Annotated in this window: 18 protein-coding genes; 9 read left to right on the forward strand and 9 right to left on the reverse strand. The window is 30.2% G+C overall.

What is annotated here, in order from left to right; translation table 11 throughout:
• Window positions 1–125: 125 nt before the first annotated feature.
• From FP421_RS13525 to rlmB, 3 genes are all read left to right on the forward strand, one after another.
• Window positions 126–3395, forward strand: a complete 3270-nt coding sequence (locus FP421_RS13525) for a SusC/RagA family TonB-linked outer membrane protein (RefSeq protein ID WP_159951480.1) — start codon at window positions 126–128, stop codon at window positions 3393–3395.
• A 6-nt stretch (window positions 3396–3401) separates the two neighbouring features.
• Complete coding sequence (locus FP421_RS13530) at window positions 3402–4928, forward strand: RagB/SusD family nutrient uptake outer membrane protein (protein WP_159951482.1); 1527 nt, start codon at window positions 3402–3404, stop codon at window positions 4926–4928.
• Window positions 4929–5017: 89 nt separating this feature from the next.
• Window positions 5018–5770: a 23S rRNA (guanosine(2251)-2'-O)-methyltransferase RlmB gene (gene rlmB, locus FP421_RS13535; RefSeq protein WP_201288851.1), complete on the forward strand. Its 753-nt coding sequence runs from the start codon at window positions 5018–5020 to the stop codon at window positions 5768–5770.
• 6 nt (window positions 5771–5776) lie between these two features.
• On the opposite strand, the gene FP421_RS13540 is transcribed toward rlmB, so the two are convergent.
• Window positions 5777–6487: a rhomboid family intramembrane serine protease gene (locus tag FP421_RS13540; protein ID WP_236548117.1), complete on the reverse strand. Its 711-nt coding sequence runs from the start codon at window positions 6485–6487 to the stop codon at window positions 5777–5779.
• 41 nt (window positions 6488–6528) lie between these two features.
• Between FP421_RS13540 and FP421_RS13545 the strand changes: the two genes are divergently transcribed.
• Window positions 6529–7800 (forward strand): replication-associated recombination protein A, encoded by a 1272-nt coding sequence (locus tag FP421_RS13545; protein WP_159951484.1) that lies wholly within the window; start codon window positions 6529–6531, stop codon window positions 7798–7800.
• On the opposite strand, the gene FP421_RS13550 is transcribed toward FP421_RS13545, so the two are convergent.
• From FP421_RS13550 to FP421_RS13565, 4 genes are all read right to left on the reverse strand, one after another.
• Complete coding sequence (locus FP421_RS13550) at window positions 7797–8096, reverse strand: hypothetical protein (protein ID WP_159951486.1); 300 nt, start codon at window positions 8094–8096, stop codon at window positions 7797–7799. The genes FP421_RS13545 and FP421_RS13550 overlap by 4 nt on opposite strands.
• Before the next feature lie 173 nt (window positions 8097–8269).
• Window positions 8270–9646 (reverse strand): DUF5723 family protein, encoded by a 1377-nt coding sequence (locus tag FP421_RS13555; protein ID WP_159951488.1) that lies wholly within the window; start codon window positions 9644–9646, stop codon window positions 8270–8272.
• Window position 9647: 1 nt separating this feature from the next.
• Window positions 9648–10193 (reverse strand): hypothetical protein, encoded by a 546-nt coding sequence (locus tag FP421_RS13560; RefSeq protein ID WP_159951490.1) that lies wholly within the window; start codon window positions 10191–10193, stop codon window positions 9648–9650.
• Window positions 10194–10227: 34 nt separating this feature from the next.
• Entirely contained in the window at window positions 10228–10914 is a 687-nt protein-coding gene (locus FP421_RS13565) for a YjjG family noncanonical pyrimidine nucleotidase (RefSeq protein WP_159951492.1), read from the reverse strand.
• 38 nt (window positions 10915–10952) lie between these two features.
• On the opposite strand from FP421_RS13565, the gene FP421_RS13570 reads away from it, so the two are divergent.
• Genes FP421_RS13570 through FP421_RS13580 form a run of 3 tightly spaced genes read left to right on the forward strand, consistent with a single transcriptional unit; the run spans window position 10953 to window position 14422 of the window.
• Complete coding sequence (locus FP421_RS13570; RefSeq protein ID WP_159951494.1) at window positions 10953–12233, forward strand: lipopolysaccharide biosynthesis protein; 1281 nt, start codon at window positions 10953–10955, stop codon at window positions 12231–12233.
• Window positions 12234–12237: 4 nt separating this feature from the next.
• On the forward strand, window positions 12238–13806 hold the full coding sequence (locus tag FP421_RS13575) for an asparagine synthase C-terminal domain-containing protein (protein WP_159951496.1): 1569 nt from the start codon (window positions 12238–12240) through the stop codon (window positions 13804–13806).
• 4 nt (window positions 13807–13810) lie between these two features.
• A complete protein-coding gene (locus FP421_RS13580) occupies window positions 13811–14422 on the forward strand; it encodes a DapH/DapD/GlmU-related protein (protein ID WP_159951498.1) in 612 nt (203 codons plus the stop codon).
• On the opposite strand, the gene FP421_RS13585 is transcribed toward FP421_RS13580, so the two are convergent.
• From FP421_RS13585 to FP421_RS13600, 4 genes are read right to left on the reverse strand one after another with little or no spacing between them, the layout of a single operon-like run.
• Complete coding sequence (locus FP421_RS13585) at window positions 14412–15320, reverse strand: hypothetical protein (protein ID WP_159951500.1); 909 nt, start codon at window positions 15318–15320, stop codon at window positions 14412–14414. The two genes, FP421_RS13580 and FP421_RS13585, sit on opposite strands and share 11 nt — an antisense overlap.
• Window position 15321: 1 nt before the next feature.
• Window positions 15322–16626 carry a polysaccharide deacetylase family protein gene (locus FP421_RS13590; RefSeq protein WP_159951502.1) on the reverse strand — a complete coding sequence of 435 codons (1305 nt, stop codon included), beginning with the start codon at window positions 16624–16626 and terminating at the stop codon, window positions 15322–15324.
• Window positions 16627–16663: 37 nt separating this feature from the next.
• Window positions 16664–17350, reverse strand: a complete 687-nt coding sequence (radC, locus tag FP421_RS13595; RefSeq protein ID WP_159951504.1) for a RadC family protein — start codon at window positions 17348–17350, stop codon at window positions 16664–16666.
• Between the two features lie 37 nt (window positions 17351–17387).
• Complete coding sequence (locus tag FP421_RS13600) at window positions 17388–19643, reverse strand: tetratricopeptide repeat protein (RefSeq protein WP_236548118.1); 2256 nt, start codon at window positions 19641–19643, stop codon at window positions 17388–17390.
• Window positions 19644–19836: 193 nt separating this feature from the next.
• On the opposite strand from FP421_RS13600, the gene trkA reads away from it, so the two are divergent.
• Window positions 19837–21183, forward strand: a complete 1347-nt coding sequence (gene trkA, locus FP421_RS13605; RefSeq protein ID WP_159951506.1) for a Trk system potassium transporter TrkA — start codon at window positions 19837–19839, stop codon at window positions 21181–21183.
• A 2-nt stretch (window positions 21184–21185) separates the two neighbouring features.
• Complete coding sequence (locus FP421_RS13610; protein WP_159951508.1) at window positions 21186–22685, forward strand: TrkH family potassium uptake protein; 1500 nt, start codon at window positions 21186–21188, stop codon at window positions 22683–22685.
• The last annotated feature ends 32 nt before the right edge of the window (window positions 22686–22717 follow it).

Genomic DNA, 22717 nt, shown 5'->3' on the forward strand with positions numbered 1-22717 from the left:
ATAGAGGTAATTTCTCAACTTTTTTAAAAATACCTTAACATTTTCTTGTCTTTTTTATGTTAAAAAGTTGGTGCTTTAAGATTAATTTAAGATTTTTGGACTTAATTAATTCAAATAATTATACAATGAAGACAAAGTTTAATGGATTTTTGACGCTATTTTTAGCGTTAGTAGTGCAGATTTCTTTTGCACAACAAAAGACTATTTCTGGGACAGTATCTGACCAATCAGGTCCTTTACCCGGGGTAAGTATTTTAATTAAAGGTACAAGTCAAGGTACCGAAAGTGATTTTGATGGTAAATATTCTATCAAAGCTAAATCTGGTGATATTCTTGTATTTAGATATCTAGGGTACAAGGTATTAGAAAAAAAAGTTGGTAACTCTTCCAAAATTAATGTTTTAATGAAAGAAGATGCCAATGTTCTTGACGAAATTGTTGTAACTGGTTTTGGTAGTGTTTCCAAAACTTCTTTTGCAGGGTCTGCAAAAGTTGTTGAAGGAGGAAATATTTCAAAAAAATCATTTACAAATGTAAGTCAGGCGTTAGCTGGTGAAGCTGCTGGTGTAACTGTAATAAACACTTCTGGACAACCAGGTAGTGTATCTACTGTAAGAATTAGAGGTTTTGGTTCTGCGAATGGAAGTAATGCTCCTCTTTATATTGTAGATAACGCTCCTTTTGGAGGTAGTTTAAATGATATCAACACTGTTGATATCGAATCTGTAACCATCCTAAAGGATGCTTCTGCCACATCGTTATACGGTGCAAGAGGTGCTAATGGTGTAATTGTAATTACAACCAAAAGAGGTACTAAAAGTGGAAAGGGTTCATCTCTAAATGTTTCAATAAAATCAGGAACAAACTTTCAAGGTATTCCAAGATACGAAACTATTTCAAGCCCTGAAGAGTATATAGGAATTGCTTGGAGCGGTCTTCGTCAAAGGGGTTTATTAGAAAATTCAGGTGATAATGCTTTGGCAATCGGTTACGCAAATAGAAATTTATTTGAAGGGAATAATGATGATGTTTCAGATATCCCTCCAATTTATAACATGTGGAATATTTCAGATTCTGGGGCAACTGGTGTTTCAGAATTAATCGACCCTGCTACAGGACAAGTTAGACCTGGAGTAACAAGAAGATATGATCCTGACAATTGGGAAGATTTTGCTTTTCAACCTTCAAACAGATTAGAGGCAAATGTTTCATTATCAAACTCATTTGAAGGTTCATCTATATACGTGTCACTTGGTTTTATTGAAGATATAGGATTTGCTTCAAATACGGATTTTAAAAGATTAAATGCACGTGTTGCTGGTGTAAATCAGTTTGGTGATAATATTACCGTTAATACATCTTTGAACTATACCCAGACTGTCGCAAATGATAATGGTACAGGTTCTTCATCTTCCTCACAATTTTGGTGGATAGATAATATCCCTAGCATTTACCCTTTATTTAGAAGAGACGCAGCTGGTGATAGAATACCTGACCCTATCTATGGTGGATTCTTATTCGATTATGGATTAGAACAAGGACGTGGTTTCGGTTTTGCAACAAATGGTGTAGCTGATTCTCAGATTAACATCAGTAGAAATAAAAATAACTCAGTTAACTTTAACAATGATATCAAAGCAACTTTATTTGAAGGTTTAACCTTTGAAAACAATTTTGCATATCAATATTTCATGAATGATGATATCGATTTAAATGAGCCTTTTTATAGCCCTGCTAAAGGTAATAATGGTTTAATTAATAGAGCTCGTAGAGAAACTAAAAACTTTACTTTAAGAACAGGGTTCCGTTACATAAAAGAATTCAATGATTTAAAAGTTAATGCTTTTGTTTCTCACGTTGTAACTAGTGATGAATTTAACTACTTAGAAGCTGAGCGTACTAATTTAGTTACACCTTTTGGAACTGACATTTCTAATGGTGTTGTAAACCAACCTGTTGATGGTTTTACTGACAATGAAAGAACAGAAAGTTATATAGCAAACGTTACTACTGATTATGCTGGTAAGTATTTTTTAAATGCTACTTTCAATAGAGATGCATCATCAAGATTTGTAAATAACAAATGGGGTAACTTCTATTCTGTTGGTGCTGCTTGGATAATGTCTAAAGAAGACTTCTTAAGTGACTATGATTTTATTGACCTTTTAAAGTTTAAAGCTAGTTATGGTGTACTTGGTAACTCTGGTGTTTTAAATGGTACTGTAGCTAATCTTTATCCAGGATACAATCAATATTCTGTTAATAACCTAAATGGTAACATTTCATTAGCATTCAATTTTAAAGGAAGTCCTGATCTTACATGGGAAAGTTCTAACCAATTAAATCTAGGTGTAGAGTTTGGATTAGGTAATTTTGTTGATGCTACAGTAGAATACTACAGAATAAATACTACAGATATGTTCTTTAGCAGAAATGCAGGACCATCTGTTGGTTACGCATCACTATTAGTAAATGATGGTGAAATACTTAATCATGGTGTTGAATTTGATTTAGATTTTAAACTTATTAACAAAGATAAATTTAAACTAAATTTTGGTGTTAATGGTGCTATGTTAACTAATGAATTTAAGGCTTTACCAATTGACCCTGCAACTGGTGAACAACAAAAACTATCAATAAACGGACAATTTGCTTATGAAGTTGGGCGTTCTTTATATGATAGATATATTCCTGTTTATGCGGGTGTTAATCCTGCTACTGGTGCTGCACAATGGGAACGTAGTTTTGATGATATAAATGGTGACGGTGTATATGCCGCAGCTGATGATGTTCTTATTACTAGTTTGTCTCAATATCTTTACGACAACCCAAATGCCAATGTAGCTCAAGACATTACTGAAGTTTATGCTGAGGCAACTGATAAATTTATTGATAAAACAGCTATTGCAGATGTTACTGGAGCATTCAGAATTAATGCTGAAATTGGTGATTTCTCAATCAGTACTTTATTTAACTATCAAATTGGTGGATGGGCTTATGATGCGGCATATGCTAATCTTATGGATAATGATTTTGCAGGAACAAACAATTTTTCTGTTGATATCAGAAATCGTTGGAAGAACCCAGGTGACATCACCGATATTCCAAGACAAGATGCTGGTTCTCAAGTACAACAGAATTCAGTTTCAACAAGATTTTTAACTGACGCATCATATTTGGCTTTAAACAATATTCGTATTGGATACAAGTTACCTAGTCAAGTTGCTTCAAAAATTGGAGCTAAAAACTTAGAAATATTTGCTACTGGTGATAACCTTTGGTTAGCCTCAAAAAGAAGAGGGTTTAACCCATCAACATCAATATCTGGTGTTTCAAGCATTTATTCATATAGCCCATTATCTACCATTGTATTGGGAATTAATTTAAACTTATAATAAATTATGAAAACAAAAATAAAAATTATATTATTAGGATTTGTTGCAGTATTCACTTCGTGTAGTGAAGACTTTTTAGTGACAGAACCAACAGCCACGTTAACTGCTGAAGCAGTAGCTGAAGCAGCTGAAATAAACCCTGCAGTAGGAAAGGGAACACTTTTAGGTATTTATGAAAACCTTTATCGTAGAGGTAGTGGTGGAAGTACTGCCCAAGAAGATTTTGGTATCACATCTATCTATATGAACATGGATATTCTTTGTGCAGATATGGCTCATCTTGGTAAGAGTTTTAGTAGACAAAGAAATATTTCTGAATTGACTGCAACGTTAGATCCAGATAGTAATGTCAATAGAATGCCTTGGAGGTTCTTATATAGAATAATAAATTTATCAAATTTAATAATCGATGCAGCAGGTGGAAATGATGTAGTGCCATCTACTCAGACTGCAAAATTTAATATTGGTCAAGCAAAAGCACTTAGAGGATATGCATATTATAATTTGATTCATATGTATGTAAACGATATTTCTAACTTATCGCAAAATGTTCTTCCAATATATGCTAGTGCAAATGACCTTGAACAGCCTAAGAGTTCGCTTCAAGAGGTTTTTGATTTTGCTCTTAAAGATTTATTAGAAGCAGAAACATTATTAGAAGGTTTTGTAAGAGAAGACAAAATTGAGATTAACCAAGATATTGTAAGAGGTATTATTGCAAGAACATATGGAGCTTTAAACAATTGGCAACAAACTGAAATTTATGCAAAAAAAGTTATTGATGCAGGTAATCATACTATAATGTCAAATGATGAAGTTGCACTTTTACCTGGTGAAACTGGAGAAATAGGTGGATTTAATGATGTTAAATCTGTTTCTGGTATTATGTGGGGGGTAGACATTACTCCAGAAGGTCAAGGCTTAGCTTCTTTGTTTTCATGGTGGGGATTTATGGATCAATACAGTTACAGTTATGCTGCTGTTGGTAACCATAAAGGTATTGATGCTGACTTATTTGCTAAATTTAGAGCAGATGATATTAGAAGATTGCAGTTTGATGATGCTAATTCTTCTGACCTTAGACCAGCTGGTAAATTCTACTACAAGGGTGCACATTTAGCAGGTTTCCGTCGTTTTTCTGGACCTCAATTGAATATAGATTCTGATTCACATTATATGCGTATTGCTGAATTCTACCTACTACATGCTGAAGCTGCCGCAGAAAATGGAAATTATGCTGCTGCACGTACAAGTTTAAAAGCTTTATTAAATATAAGATTAACAGATGCTTCTTATATTGATGCTTTACCTGATAGTGACTTGGCTGAAGAAGCTGCATTACAAGCAAGATTAGAGCTTTGGGGTGAAGGACAATCTTATTACATTATGAAAAGAAGAAGAGAAACTAGAACTAGAGGTTCTAATTGGTTAGACTTTAAAGGTGAATCTTTTAGTCATGATGATGAACGATTAACTTTTGAAATTCCTCAAGATGAAATCGTAGGTAATCCTAATATTACTGATCAAAACTAAGTTTATTTTAAACTTGATTATACTTAAAACCATCTCTTTTAGAGATGGTTTTTTTTTATCCTAATATATTTTTAACATACATTTGCAAGATGACTACAGAAACTACAAATATTTTCGGTATAAGAGCCATAATAGAAGCTATTGAAAGTAATTCTACCATTAACAAAATTTACCTCCAAAAAGGATTACGAGGTGATTTGTTCTATGAGTTAAGCAAATTAATAAAATCTAAGAAAATAGCAACTAGTACTGTTCCTGTAGAAAAGCTGAATAGGCTTTCGAAAAACAATAATCATCAAGGTGCAGTTGCTCAAATTTCTCCAGTAGAATTTTATGACTTAGAGAAATTGATAGAAACAACAATAGATTCTGGTAAAACGCCTCTATTCTTGGTATTAGATCAACTTTCTGATGTTAGAAACTTTGGAGCTATCATTAGAACTGCTGAATGTACAGGTGTAGATGGAATTATCATTCAAAAAAATGGTAGTGCTCCAGTTAATGCAGAAACCATAAAAACTTCTGCTGGTGCCGCTTTTAAAATGCCTATTTGTAAAGTAGATCATATTAAAGATGCTTTGTTTTTACTACAAGCCTCTGAAATTAAAACAGTTGCTGCTACCGAAAAAACAGAAGATTCTATTTTTGATGTTAATTTTAATCAACCCATTGCAATTATTATGGGTTCTGAACATAGAGGAGTAAATCCTTCTGTTTTAAAAATGGTAGATTACAAAGCTAAATTACCTTTGCTGGGTGAAATAGAATCATTAAATGTTTCTGTAGCTTGTGGGGCATTTTTGTATGAAACTGTTAGACAAAGAATAATAATTAACAACTAGTAACTTCTACTCTTGTTCATCAATTAGTTCATCCTCTTTTTGAGGTGGATTAAAATTTCCATCTTCATCAAAAAGTAAGTCAAATTCAGTTTTAGAAAATTGATGTTCTTCTCTTATGACACCTCTTTTTCTGTGAATAACTGCCAAAATTAATCCAACTAAAAAGCCAGATAAGTGTCCTTCCCATGACATTCCTTCTTTAATTGGCATCACATACCAAATCATACTTCCATATAAAAAAATGATGGCTAACGATAGGGCTACTAATCTAAAGTGTTTCTTAATTAATCCGCTAAAAAAAACAAAACTAAAAAGTAAATATACAATTCCACTTGCTCCAATATGATAAGATTCTCTTGCAATTGTCCAGGTTAGCAATCCTGTAAAAAAAGCACCATATAATAATACTTTGTAAGCAACATCTTTATAAAAATAAAAAAGACTGCTTAAAAGCACAAATAAAGGAATGGAATTATTAAACAGATGATTGGTATTACTATGAATAAAATGTGTCAAGAAAACACCTTTTAAACCTTCTAAAGTTCTAGGATAAACTCCGTATTTATTAAAATTGAAATCGAAATTGATTTCAATCCAATAAACAAACCAAATTATGATTACAAATAAAGTAGGAATTAAAAAAATCGATTGTTGTTGTTTGAAATGTTGCTCATCTTTCATCAGCATTAAAAATAACAAAATCCTTTCCAAAATCATTTTTTACAATTTCTGTCAGAAATCTTTACTATTTTTACTCAATGAATGAACCTTTGGCAGAAAGAATTAGACCAAAAACCCTTGACGATTATATTAGTCAGCAACATTTAGTAGGGAAAAATGGTGTTTTAACCAACTTGATAAAACAAGGAATTATTCCTTCGCTAATTTTGTGGGGACCTCCAGGAATAGGAAAAACTACGCTTGCAAATATTATTGCAACAGAATCTAACAGACCATTTTACACATTAAGTGCAATAAGTTCTGGTGTAAAAGATGTAAGAGATGTTATTGAAAAAGCCAAAAAAAGTGGTGGTTTGTTTACCGCTAAAAATCCCATTTTATTTATTGATGAAATTCATCGGTTTAGCAAGTCTCAACAAGATTCCTTACTGGGTGCAGTTGAAAAAGGTTGGGTTACTTTAATTGGCGCAACAACAGAAAACCCTAGTTTTGAAGTTATACCTGCACTACTCTCTCGTTGTCAGGTTTATATCTTAAATTCTTTTGATAAAAATGATTTGATTGCTTTATTAAATAGAGCAATGGAAAAAGACGAGTTTTTATCAAATAAAAAAATTACTTTAAAAGAAACTGATGCGTTATTACAAGTTTCTAGTGGTGATGCAAGAAAGCTCTTAAATATTTTTGATTTATTAGTTTCTACTGAAGATGAAATTGAAATTACAAATGATTTAGTATTAGAGAAAGTACAAAAAAATACGGTTAGGTACGATAAAACTGGAGAGCAACATTATGATATTATTTCTGCTTTTATAAAATCGATTAGAGGAAGTGACCCAAATGGTGCTTTGTATTGGTTGGCTAGAATGATTGAAGGTGGAGAAGATGTAAAATTTATTGCTCGAAGATTGCTTATATCAGCATCAGAAGATATTGGCAATGCAAATCCCACTGCTTTAATTTTAGCGAACAATACTTTTCAAGCTGTTGCTGTAATTGGTAATCCTGAGTCTAGAATTATACTAAGTCAATGTGCAGTATATTTGGCAAATTCACCAAAAAGTAATGCTTCTTATCTCGCTATAAAAAATGCACAAAGTTTGGTTAGAGAAACAGGGGATTTATCAATTCCGCTACATTTAAGAAATGCGCCAACTAAGCTGATGAAAGATTTAGATTATGGTAAGAATTACAAATATTCACACGATTATCCTAACAATTTTGTGGAACAAGAATTTTTGCCAGATGAAATTTCAGGAACTATATTGTATGAACCCGGAGATAATCAAAGAGAAAATCAATTTAAAGAAACATTAAAAAAACGTTGGAAGAAAAAATACAATTACTAAAACTTGATGGTGTACTTTTTTAATTGCGATTTACCATTCTCATAATATTGAGCTATCCAAAAATTACCACTCTTAAATAAAATTCCGCTTTTGTCTTTAAGTATAAAAACACCTTTTAAATTAGTATTTAAGATTTGATATACTATTGCTGGTTTCGCATTTACCAATTGAAATCCATTTTCTTTAGACTGGGCATAAAGTATTTCTAGCTTTTCTGTAATTATAGATTCTTTTATGACAGCATCTTTTTTTTCAGGATTTACATTCACTTTTGGTGAGACAACAACTGGAACCATTTTTTTGGAGTAAAAATTTTGTTAGAGAGCTTGTTTAGTATTGATCTGATTTCTTTAGAAAATCTAACTAATCTTCTACAATTACATATTTGTACTCATTTAGTCTTTCTATTTGATTATATATCGACAGTGAAACAAATAAGAAAATAGTAAAAATTAGTTTTTTATCATTTTTAATTGAATATTATATTAAAACCTAGCTGAAAGCTTAGGTTATTGGCAGATGTAATATCATTAAATTGAGCAATATTATCAACTACACCATAAAAATTTACTTTACCAAATTGCATTGATATTCCAGCGCCAATATTGTACAACGAATAATCATCGATAGTATAGGTAACTTTTGCATGAATTTTTTTTGAAAAAGATTTTTCATAAAACCCAGTTAATGCTAAAAGCGGACTTAATGGCCTAAAAACAGAATACAATTGAACTCCAATTGCATTGGTGTAGAAATCCTTATAAGTATTATCGTAACAATACTTGCTCCGTTTTTCACCAAAACTGTATTTTAAAGCTGCGTTTAACTTAGTTGGCCTCCAAGAAATGTAAGTTTCTTGAGTTTCTCTTGTAGGTAACTCATCTCTAAACCTTTGATCTAAATCACCCCAGTAATTTGTTCCATTATTTGCGTTGAAAGTTAAATCGATACCTTCAAAGATAAAATTACCTTCAATAGTTGTTGTCTTTACGTTTTTTTTATGTTTGATAAATCCGAAATCTAAAATACTTGCAGAAAACTCTAATTGTTTATCTATATGATAGGTTAGTCCAAAATCAAATCCAACTCCCAAGTTACTTCCTAAAAATGTATTTTTTAAATAAGCGCTTCCATCTTCTATATATTTATCTGTAGCACTATCAACTAATCCAGAAGTTCTAAAATTAATATTTATGTTATCTAAGTAGTGTGTATAAATATTATTGATTCCGTTAGCTGTAGTTAAAGTTCCTGAATTATTAGAACTCTCTAAATTTAAAGCTGATGAATAGATTTTAAACCTTCCTCCTACAGTTAGTTTTTCATTTATTTTTTTGGTAACACCAAAATGTAAAACTCCTATAAAATCTAATTTATATAAAATTTGAGAAGCACTAAAACTTTGATTTAAATATGCTGAATTACCTTCCATAAAAAGCTTAATTACGTCTTTTGGTAAGTATAAAATACCATCAATCTCTTCATAAAGACCAAAACTGAAATACGTCTTGTCATCAAATCGGTATCCTCCGTTTAAGACTTCTACTTGAGAGTGAAATTTTATGTGATCTCTTACATTTAATTTACTTATGACATCTGATACTTTATTATTGATTGATCTATTATCTGATAAAAACAAATCAGAGAGCGTAAATCCGCTTGAACCAAATTCTCCTGAAATACCAGAAAGTAATGGTACACCAACATGAAGTTTATAATTGGTTTCAGCACCAGGGTTTAACAATAAGGTTTGTGGTAACTCTGAAAAATTATATAAAACTTGTTTGTTTTGTGAGTAAATACTAAATCCTACGATAACAAGGATAAAGGTTAAAAAATATTTCATATTAAGCACCTGTATCAATATAAATTTTAGCAGAAGATTTGAACTCAAACTCACTAGTGTCTGAAGGACTAAGTGGCGGATTAGGATTATTGATTTTTACTCTAATTTTTACTTTACTTGTGTTTTTAAGACTAGGTTTTAAAGTAACATCAATGGTTTCATTAAATTCAAAATTTAAATCACTTGCAGAAACCTTAATATCTTGAAATCGATGTGTTACATTACTATTACTATCTAAAAAAGTAATTTCTAGTGTAAAATCTTTATCAATTTCGTTTTTAATTTTTACATCAAAATCAACCTTTACTAAATGATTTCTTAAGAGACTATTTTCAAAAACTTTAAAATCTGTGACGTCTGTTCTTTCTGATTCTTGAACACCTGTTGTTGGATTAAAAAACCGAATTGGTGTAACCTTAAAATACGTTAGTGAAACTGTATATTCTGGAGTTATTCTATAATCTTCGAGTTGAGAAAAATCTAGCTTCTCTGAACAAGAAAAAATAAAGAACAATACAATAAAATAAAGTCCGTTTCTTGTAAACATTTGATGTTGTATGTTTTATTTAACGTTATACAAGTTAAAGATATTGTTTTATTTCTAAAAGTGACTTTATAGAAAGTAATCCGTTTGTATTTATTTCTTGATGTTCAAAGTTACAATGTATTGCTTTCATACCTACATCTATTGCTCCTTGTACATCTGCTTCTAGATTATCGCCAATCATTATAGAATGTTCTTTTGGTGCTTTTGCAAGTTCTAAAGCGTAGTTAAACACTCTAGGATTTGGTTTTTTAACTCCAACAGATTCCGAAGTAATTACCTTATCAAAATAATGATAGATCTTAGAGTTCTTCATTTTTTTACTTTGAATTTCTTCAAAACCGTTAGTAATAATATGCAATTGATATTTGTCTTTCAAATACTCTAACACTTCAATCGTACCATCAAAAAGATGGTTAAAATCCGCCAAATATTCGATATATTGAATTGCTAAAAGATCAATTATATCATCAGAAATCGTAAAATTAATTGTATCGAAAGCATTCTTTAACCTATCATATCTTAGCTCGCTCTTAGTTACTTTCTCTTCTCTGTATAATTTCCAATATTTTTTATTTAATGGCCTATACACTTCTAAAAAAGCACCCAAATCAACCTCAACCTTATTGATTTCAAAAATTTTTTGAAAAGTTAAATCTGAGTTTTTTTCAAAATCCCACAGCGTATGGTCTAAATCAAAAAATATGTGTTGTATCTGTTGCATTTCTGTTATATTTGAGTAACCTATTTTGAACAAGTAATATGCAACTATTTTCCTTTTTAAAAAAAGAGTTTGTCAAAAATGTATTAACATTACTCACAGGTTCTGCTTTTAGTCAGGTTGTTATTTATAGCTCTATTCTTATTATAACCAGAATATTTTCAACAGAAATATTTGGTATTTATATGCTTTTTTCATCTGCAACATTAATTATAAAACCTTTATCTACATTACAATATGAGTTTGCTTTGGTACTACCAAAAGAAAGAGAAGATGCTTTAAATTTGTTGTCTTTTTCTTTTTTTATATTGCTTCTATTTTCTTTTTTAAGCCTTATTATAATTTTGTTATTTAAAGATTCTATTCTTATTTTTTTTAATATTTCAGATTTAAAAAACTTTATATATTTATTGCCGTTAAGTATTTTTCTTACGGGTTGTATTTCACTTTTCGACTACTGGAATAACAGAATAAATTGTTTTAAAAATATATCTAATGGACAAATTGTAAAAGCTGTTGGTATGTCTAGTTCTCAAATAGCAACTGGTTTTAGTAAATACAATACTAGTTTTGGGTTGATTCCTGGTCTGTTGTTAGGCCTTTTTTTTCAAACCTTATTTCTAATTAAAACTAGCTACAAATCTTTACAAGGTTTCCGCAAAGAAATTTCTTACAAGAGAATGGTACTGTTGGCAAAGAAATACAAAGACATCCCCATTTTTAACTCTATCATTAACGTTACCAACAATTTATCAAACGAGTTGCCTGTTTTTTTGATCACTAAATATTTTGGTTTATCAGCTGCAGGGGTTTTTGGTTTGGCTATCAAGTTTACAAAAGCACCAGTTGGAATAATTCAGAACTCTGTAAATCAGGTTTTTTTTAATAGAGCTTCTAAAGTTTATAATGATAAAGGAAACCTATCTAAATTAATTTTAAAAACGAGCAAAAACTTACTTTTAATTAGTTGTGGTGTATTTATTCCTTTATTTATTTTGTCATTTTATATCGACTTCTTTTTTGGTGAAAATTGGACTGACGTAGGTTTATATGCTCGAATTTTAATTCCTTGGTTGTTTTTTGCGTTACTTAGCAATCCTTTAACCTCATTAATTTTAGTTTTAAATAAACAGAAAACAATTCTTATTTTTGATGTAATAACACTCTGTTTACGCTTTTTAGCATTTTATATAGGATTTCATTTTTTTGATAGTATTTTTATTTCTTTAGTTTTGTTTTCTGGAGTTGGTATCTGTTTTAATATCTTTTTGTTTTTATTTTTACTTAAAGCTTCTAACGAAACTAAAATAGCATACCAATAAGGTTATGGAAATTCAATTAAATATAAATAATGGCTTTACTTGGTTTGTAAAAAACAATGTGTTTTTTAAAGGTTATTTTTATTTAGAAAACAATTTTTATAACCAAGAAAAAGCGTTAGAACTACTTCTAAAAACTGAGGATTTTAAAGATTTATTAGAAAATATAAATGGAGTTTTTACAATTATAAAAAAAGGTGAACACAATACTGTTGTTATTACTGATGTTACTAGAAGTTTTCCTGTTTTTTATACCCAAACCAATAATTCTTGGTGTATTTCTGATGATATCTATGTACTAAAAAGAAAAAAAACTAATTTAAAGTTTAACAAAAATGCTGAACTCGAATTTTTAGCCTCTAATCATGTACATGGTAAAAAGATTTTGTTAGATGGAATCTATCAAACGCAATCTTCTGAGTATATTGAATTTTCATCAAATAAAATTAAAGAGCAGTTTTTTTACTTTTCATACAGCACAAGAAAACAAAACAACAAACCAGTTCTAGAGTTAAAAAAAGCGTGTTTTTCTGCTTTTGAAAACAGTTTTAAAAGGTGTTTAAACTCTTTGAGAAACAATCAAATTATTGTGCCTTTAAGCAGTGGTTTAGATTCTAGATTAATAGCGGTTTTCTTAAAAAAACACAACTATAAAAATGTACTCTGCTACACCTATGGTAAAAAAGATAGTTTTGAGATTAACTACTCTAAAAAAACAGCAGAAGCCTTAAATTTTAAATGGGTTTTTATTGAATATACTGACTCAATTATTGGCGATTTTCTAGAAACAGATCAATTTAAACAATATATAAAATATGCTGGTAAGTTAACATCTATGCCAAATTTACAAGAATATTTTGCTGTTCATTTTTTAAAAGAAAACAATTTTCTAGAGAAAGATGCTGTTTTTATTCCTGGTTATGCTGGAGATATTTTAGGTGGCAGTGAATATAAGTTTTACAATAACCAACTAAATAACAACTTAACCGAATTTATTTTTAAAAACAAAATGACAAATTTTGTTTTTTCTGATGAGCAAAAAAACAAAACTTTACAAGATATAGAACACAACTTAATTTCATTTGATGCTCACTATCAACAAAAAATACCAGAAACTGTTTTAGATGATTATAACATCAAAGAAAGAATTGCAAAGTATATTTTTAATTCATCAAGTTTTTACACTTTTTTTGGTTACAAGACTAGATTTCCTTTTTGGGACAAAGAATTACTTTGCTTTTTTAAAGAGTTACCAATTGCTTATAAGAGAAATAAATCTTTTTTTGATGCTGTTTTAAATGACTATTATTTTAAAGAGCATAATGTTAATTTTGAAGACAATACTGAAGTCAAGAAAAATAGTTTTCAACAACTAAAATCCATACTAAAAACTTTTTTACCTACTTTTATAAAAAAGAAACGTTTAGAAAAAAGAGATTGGAATAATTATAAAATTATTACGTTAAAAATGTTAGAACAACTCAAAAAAAGGAATTTAACTGTTTTTAGATTGTATAAAGATTATAATGAAATCATTACACAATGGTATTTGTATTTAGTAAAAAACAAGCTGTAATTTTATGTTTAAAAAATTAGATTTTTTCCTTTTTGGATGGATTATAAACCTATACTATCCAGAATATTACAGACCAAAATATGGCTATCAACGTTATTATATTTTATTTTTTCATTATCTAATTCCACAAAAGTTATTTAGATTAAATCCTAAAGCAAAATGGCCAGTTCATTTTACCTCAAAAGTAATAGCACCAGAAAATATTACAAAGGGTATTTTATGTGATCCTGGAGACAATTTAAACAACTATATTCAAGCAAATAATGGCATTCATTTTGGGTCTAATATCGAGTTGGGTCCTAGTGTTTCTATAATTTCATCGAATCATGATTTGAATAATTTACGTAAACACAAAAAAGCAAAACCTATTACTATTGGCAACCATGTTTGGGTTGGCGCAAATAGCACCATTTTACCAGAAGTAACTATAGGAGACAATGTTATTATTGGTGCAAATTCTTTGGTAAATAAAAATATACCCGATAATTGTATTGCTGTTGGTAATCCTTGTAAAGTTATCAAGCAAAAAGAGGATTATTCTGAAAATCTTTCAAAAATAAAATTTAACAGAAAACTACCTGAAAAATACCTTTCTTTTACACAAATTACTTCTTAAACAATTTGAGTAAAAAGGGTAAGTTATTGTATTTTATTTGCATATAATTCTGAGTTGATGCTCCAAAACTTAAAAAGTATTTTGCGATAGATTGTATAGATGAACCTCCAAAACTAAAAAAATCAAAGTTCTTTTGATATTTATAAATAGCGCGATCAACCAAGAATGTATTGGCTCCGTTTTTTCGATTTTTAAAATCTGTAGAAGACACTAAGATTGTAATTGCTTTTTGGTGCTTTAAAAAGAAACCTGAGGCTACCAAATTATTCGATTTATCGTAAATAGATAATACCTCTCCTACTCTTTTTTGGATACCAACTTCAATTAACTTTTTTAAAACGTCATAGTCTTTCTGTACAATATTAGCTGTTCTTTTACCTACGTTGTTTTTAAACAACTCTATTAAGGTTTCAGGATTATCACCCCACTTTTCTGTTAAATCAGCCTTTTGGGCTTTTGATAAATCTTTTCTTCTATCTTTTCTGTAATTTTTTAAAATAGTATCATATTCCGACTCTAAGGGCAAAACTTGCATTTGTTTTTTAAGCAGATATGCATCCGGATTTTCAAAAACATTATCTGTATTTAAACGTGTTTCTACAAATCGAAATCTTTTACAGAGTTCATTAAAAAATAGTTCTAAATCCACATTTTTATCCAAAGAAAAAACGCCTAATTCTAACATCCAAAAAGGAGGGTACACATATTTTATAAGCATTTTTTTTCGAAAAGGAATTGGCATTACTGCTTTGTAATCATCCAAAACCAAAACGTCCCAATGGTCTGCAACAATATCTAAATACCAAGAAAAAGCATAGACGCGAGATTGTAATGATTTTTCAATACAAAAATCATATTTTTCAACATTTAAGTGGTTTCTTTTAATGTATTGAATCATATTAAACTAAACCTATTTTAATCATAGAATCATACAATCTTTTCCAACCTTTCCATCTGTCATAATTACTTAAACTTTCGTTATGGAATAAAGTAATAAATGTTCCGTTTACAGCTTTAACCTCATTCTTTAAATCTCTTATTCTACCTAAAGACTGCTTTGGTGTTAGCTTCATATAATCGTTTAAAGTTGTGTCCATTAAGGCAAATGGAAAGACTTTTAATGGTGTTTGAATTTCAAAATCTAAATCATAAAAATAAAAAGGAGTACACGTACCAGCTCTAAAGCCAACAGTACTTGCATAGCCCATTGAGTAATCTTCCTCTACTTCTAAATCTATTAAATTCTGATAGGTATCAGGCAAACTAAATCTTAAATAATGCTGTCTCGATTTTTGAATTGGCATATTTACAATATGCTCTAATCTTATTTTTTCTTTCTTCAACAATTCTGGATTATGCATTGTAAAATAAGAAGGATGCAATCCTACAGAGGCATAATCTTGCATTTCTTTAATGAGCAATCTGTATTTTGTTTTTGAAGTGGAAACATTAGTATCAAAAGTGGTATAATCACCTACTAAAAAAAAGAAAATTGTTTTGATATTTTTTTCTTTTTGAACTTGTAAAATGGTACTAAAAGTATCAAAAGGGTCTTTTTTAATATTAAAAGTTACCGCAAATCGATTCCAAACATTGATCAATCTAAAATTAAATAAATCTTTAAAAAAACCGCCAACACTTCTCACTAAACTTTTATGCTTATACGCAAAGGCATTATCAATATCAATCGTAGAAATAAACTCGAATTCTCGTTCTTTGTACTCGTAATCAGGAAACTTTTCTTTAAAAATGTCTAACAATTTAAAGGCCCAAATATCTACTACTGGTTTTTCTAAAAATTTATATTTGTAAGCTAAACTTTGTTCTGCTGTATAACGTCCGTGTTTATCTTTTACGTGAGGCAAATACTCTTCGTATCTTGAAATTAAATAGAAACTTGCCGCAAAAATATCATAAGGAAGTAATGATTTTGGACCCGTTTTAAAAAAACACGGAACTTCATCCCATTTTTGTATGATAATTTCCATATCGTTTACGCCTTGCTCAAAAAGTAAATCATTACTTTTTACAAAAAACTCATTTCCTAATGGACTTTTGGTATAGCTTAATTTTGGTCCATTATGCGCAACAAACTCTTCTACTTTAGTTGTAAAATCAACAGGAGTTAAAAGCGTTCTGGTAAAAATATGCTTAAAGATATACCGAACTCTTGGAGTTATTTTATGTGTGTAAATTAATATCAATTAGAATTATGAATTTTGAATTACGAATTTTGAATGCTTACAAAATACCTTCATCTGCAAAGCTAAAATACGCTTTTTCAGTAACTATTAAATGATCTAAGAGTTTTATATCTAAAGTTAAACCTGCTGCTTTTATTTTTTTTGTTAATTGTATATCAGAATTACTTGGTTGTAGTTTTCCTGAAGGATGATTATGACAAACAATCATGCCTACAGAAGCCAATTCTAAAGCTCTTTTAAAAAGCAATCGAACATCTACAATTGTTGCTGTTAAACCTCCTTTACTTACTTGACTTTTTGCCAAAACTTTGTTTGAGTTGTTTAAAAACAGCACCCAAAATTCTTCATGAGCTAAATCTCCAATAATAGGTTGCATTAAATGAAATACATCTTTACTACTTGTAATTTTAGGTTTTTCTAAGGCGATTTCTAATTGACGTCTTTTACCCAATTCTAATGCGGTTATAATTGCAATTGCTTTGGCTTCTCCAATTCCTTTAAAAGTCATCAATTGTTCTGCAGATAGTTTAGCCAATTCATTAATGTTATTATCAACAGATTGTAAAATTCTTTTAGATAACGCCACAGCACTTTCGTTTCTGTTTCCAGAACCTATAAGTATGGCAATTAATTCGGCATTAGAAAGTGTTGTTTTTCCTTTTGCAATAAGTTTTTCTCTTGGCCTATCATCTAAAGCCCAAGATTTAATGGTTTGCTTTTCCATGCATCATTTTTTTATAAAAATACAAAAAATGATGAATTTACAATTGATTTAAAAAATTGCGATACTGCTGATTATTGGGATACAAATCTATTAATCTTTTAACAATGTTTTTTGCTTTTTCTTTTTGATCTGATTTAGAGTAAATATAAGCTAGAGCATATAACAAGCTTTCATTTGTAGGTACTATTTTTAGCCCTTTAACAAAGGTTTTCTCCGCATTTTTATAATCTTGTTTTTTGTCATACAATAACCCCAAATTATAATACACTCTTACATTTTTTGGCATTAGTTCAATAGCTTTATTGAGTTGATTTATAGCGTCCTCTACCCTATTCAATTCTGCATATAATAAAGCTAAAGAATAATAAACAGGTCCAAATTTAGGTTCTTGTTCAATAACTTTTAGATACATACGTTCAGCATCTTTATATTGTTTATTGTTGTAATATAAAGTTGCTAAGTTTATTCTAACTTGGTTGTTTACATTATCAATCTCTAGAGCACTTTCGTAGCTTAAAATTGCCTTTTCTAAGTTTCCTTTTTTAAGGTAGAAATCTCCCCTTTTTACTCTAGAACCAACAAAATCTGCATTTGTGTTGATATGATTCCAAAATTCTTTTTTTACTTTTTGATAACTTTCTTGATAAACTTCAGGAATTTGAGATTGGCTCAACGTACCTAAACCAAAAAAAGCTTTCACTCTAATACTTCTTTTTGGATCTTCTAACAATGGTAAAAAATAGGATGTATAATCTGTATTATTAATTCTACTTAACACATCAACACTGGCACCTCTTACTAAAGCAGATTTATCATTTAGCAATTTAATATATTCTTGCACAAAATTTTGAGCATTGTAATTTTCTAACACTTTAGTTGCAGAGGCTCTTACAATTTCTGGTTGATGTGTATCGTTCATTAACTCAATTAAACCTTGATGAGCATTAGGTTGATTTGTAATACCGGGTGCTAATTTTTCTGAAAAATGAATAGAATCTACCTCACCAAAAAGCTTTTGAAAACTTTTCCAAGCCCATGCATCATCTTTGTCTTTATGGCATCCAGAGCACGCATTGGGTGTTCCGTATTGCACACTTAAATCTGGTCTTGGCACTCTAAAGCTATGGTCTCTTCTAAAATCATTACCCATGTAAAATCTACCTGTCATATGACAGTTGATACATTTAGAAGATGCTGTATTTTGCGGATGAAAATGATGTTTGGGTGTATCGTATTTTTCAGGAACATGACATTGCGCACATAATTTATTACCATCAAATTTTAGTTGTAATGAATGTGCATTATGGCAATTGGTACAGGTAACATCATTTTGATACATTTTACTTTGTAAGAAAGAAGCATACACATAAACTTCGTCTAAAATTTGTCCATCAGCATGATACAAACGCTCTTCTAACAATTGCGGATAATAATGATCTAACAAAGTACCTTCGAAATTAAAATGCTCAGAAAATTGTTCTCTTCTCATGTGGCAGCGTGCACATTCATCTACTAATGCTTTAGCTGGTGTAGCTGCTGTCATTTGTAAAGATCCATCAGAAATATAATCATTCCCCATTTTCTCTGCTTTTAGTACGTGCTCTTTTCCGGGTCCGTGACAAGCTTCACAGTTAACATTAATTATTGCATATTGGGTATTATAGCTATGATTGCTTTCATCGTAATTTTTACGAACATTGGTAGAATGACAATCTGCACACATATTGTTCCAGTTTAAACCTCCTCTAGACCAATGTAACCATTCTGAATGCACTACTTTAAAATCTGGATACAAATCAAACCATTTGTTTTTTACAGAATCCCAAGCAGTTCGTAAACATTGGTAATGGCCGTCTGGAAATTGAACTATGTATTGCTGCAAAGGGGTTATACCAAAAGCATATACAATTTTATAATCGTGAGATGTACCATCTGGTCCTTCTGTATTTACATAAAAATCATTTCCTTTTTTATAAAATCTAGAGGTAACTCCTTGACTTGTAAATTTTGTATTATTAAAATTTGCCAAAACCGAAGCACTATCTGCAATTTGCATTGCTTTGTCGTGATGCGAACCTTTCCAGTTTTTATATTCTTGTTGATGGCATTCTTTGCATTTTTCATCACCTGAAAAATGACTATCGGGTATTATTTTTCCAGACAAAAAAACACTTTTCTCATTATCAACATTCTGATAATTTTCTTTTTTTGTTTTATCACAAGAAAAAAAAAGAAGAGCGGTTATTAGAAGTATAACAGTATTTTTCTGATTTAAAAAAAGGAATTTCTTCACAAAAAATAGGATTTGATAATTGTGCTTGTAAAAGTAAAATGTAAAGTAACATCAAAAAAGGATATTTATCAGTTTTTCTAAAAAAAACCCATAACCGTTTCATTTACACGAACAAAAAACGTGAAAAGCTTTTTTTATTTGTATTTGCACCCAAACTCTTTATATCTTTGTAACTTATTTCTATAGTTAACATATGAAAATTATCATAGCTGGTGCTGGAGACGTTGGTTTTCACTTAGCTAAACTACTTTCTTACGAATCTCAAGATACCTATATCATCGATTTTGATGGAGATAAGTTAGAATACATTAACAATCACTTAGACGTTATTACCAAAAAAGGTGATGCCACTTCTATTCAACTTTTAAAAGAAGTTGGTATACAATCTGCTGATTTATTGATTGCGGTTACAGATAGTCAGAATACAAATTTTACAATTTCTGTTATTGGTAAATCTTTGGGTGCTAAAAAAACGATTGCACGAATTGATAATGCAGAGTTTTTAAATGATTGCGAAGTAGATTTTACAAAGTTTGGTGTAGATTTCATGATATCGCCTCAAGAATTGGCGGCTAATGAAATTAAAATGTTGCTAAATCAATCTTCATTTAACGATACTGTTGCTTTTGAAAGTGGTGTTTTTAATGTCATGGGAACACCATTGACTTATAAATCACCAATTTTAGACTTAAGTGTTAAAGAAGCAAAAGAAAAGTTTTTTGATGTAGATTTTATCACCATTGCTATTAAAAGACAAGGTGTATCACAAACCATTATACCTAGAGGAGATACTACTTATGAGTTAGGAGACCAAGTATACTTTTGTGTGCCAAATTACAGTATGAAAGATCTCTACCCTATTATTGGTAAGAAGCAATTTAACATTAAAAATGTGATGATTCTTGGAGGAAGTAGTATAGGAGAAAAAACAGCTAGAAACCTTTGTAAAGATAATTTTAAGGTGAAGTTGATTGAAAAAAATAGGGAAAAAGCAGAAAACCTAGCTGAACAGTTAAGTGACACTTTGGTTATTAATGGTGATGGAAGAGATTTAGAACTATTAGAAGAAGAAAACATTAGAGAAACTGATGCTTTTATAGCTGTTACAGGAAACTCCGAAACCAATATCATGTCTTGCTTGGTTGCAAAATCTAAAGGAGTAAAAAAGACGGTAGCTTTAGTAGAGAATATGGATTATATTGATATTTCTCAGACTATCGGAATTCAATCTTTAATCAATAAAAAACTGATAGCGGCTAGCAATATTTTTAGACACATTAGAAAAGGTGAAATTTTAGCCTTAGCCAATTTACACAATATCGATGCTGAAGTTTTTGAATATGAGGTGCAAGCAAATGCAAAAGTTACCAAACATAAAATAAAAGACCTTCGTTTTCCAAGAGAGGCTGTTTTTGGTGGAATTATTAGAGACGAAAAAGCCATTATGGCACACGGAAACATGCAAATTATTGCAGGAGACAAAGTAATTGTATTTTGCCTACCTGAAGCCATAAACACCGTAGAAAGCTTATTTAACTAAAAATGGGATCGCTAAACACAAAAATTATTTTTCGTTTTTTGGGCATCACAGCTGTTTTAAACGGTATTTTTATGTTTATTGCTTTTCCTTTTAGTGTTTATCATGATGAAATTGCTAAATGGGGAATACTAAATGCGGGTTTTGTTACAGTTACTATAGGTTTACTACTCTTTTTTTTCAACAAACCCAAGAGCACAAATATTCAGAAAAAAGAAGGATATTTAATTGTAACTTTAGGTTGGTTAACACTATCCATCACAGGAATGCTACCTTATTTATTTTCTGGTGCAATACCCAATATTACTAATGCTTTTTTTGAAACCATTTCTGGATATTCTACCACAGGGTCATCTATTTTAACGGATATTGAAGCCATGCCTAAAGGAATTCTTTTTTGGCGAAGTGCAACCCATTGGATAGGTGGAATGGGAATTATAGTGCTTACCATAGCTATTTTACCATTATTAGGAATTGGAGGTATGCAATTATTTATGGCAGAAGCTCCTGGTCCATCAGCAGATAAATTACACCCAAGAATTACAGACACTGCCAAACGGTTGTATTTAATCTATGTAACATTAACTTTAGCTCAATTTTTATTATTAAAAGTTGCAGGTATGACTTGGTTTGACGCCATAAATCATGCCATGGCAACCATGAGTACAGGAGGATTTTCAACAAAAAATAGCAGTGTTGCATTTTACAATAACTTGCCTTTTGTACAATACATCATTATCTTTTTTATGCTGATTGCAGGAACCAATTTTGTGTTGACTTACTTTGCCCTTAAAGGAAAAATTCAGAAAGTTTTTCAAAGTGAAGAATTCAAATATTATCTGTTTGGAATTATAAGTGTCACCTCAATTGTAACTGTTATCATTGTCTATTTTCAAGATGCGAATCTCCAGACATCAATAGAACACCCAATGATTTTTGGAAAAGAAGAAAGTGCCATAAGACATGCTCTATTTATGGTTACTTCTGTAGTAACCACCACTGGTTTTGTCTCTGCAGATTTTACCATGTGGAATTTCTTTGCCACAGGTATTTTCTTTGCCTTATTTTTTACAGGTGGTTCTGCAGGTTCTACAAGCGGAGGTGTAAAAGTGGTAAGACATATTGTAATGCTTAAAAATAGCTTTCTAGAATTTAAAAAAGCGTTACATCCTAATGCGATTATTCCTGTAAGGTATGATGGAAAAGCAGTGCATCAAAATATTGTATTTAACATTATTTCTTTCTTTATCATTTACATGTTAATTTTTATCATGTCTTCGGTAGCATTAACATTATCTGGTCTGGATTTTATGTCGGCATTAGGTGCAGCAGCTTCTTCTTTGGGTAACATTGGACCTGCCATTGGTTCTGTAAGTCCTGTTGATAATTTTAATCACCTAACTTCTACTGCAAAATGGTTCTGTTCTTTTTTAATGCTAATTGGTAGATTAGAATTATTTACCGTCTTAATTTTATTTTCTCCATTTTTTTGGCGTAAAAATTAAGAAGTCCTTAATAATACATCATCTTATTGTTA

It is taken from the genome of Polaribacter septentrionalilitoris (genome assembly GCF_009832745.1).
In the GTDB taxonomy this organism is placed as follows: domain Bacteria; phylum Bacteroidota; class Bacteroidia; order Flavobacteriales; family Flavobacteriaceae; genus Polaribacter; species Polaribacter septentrionalilitoris.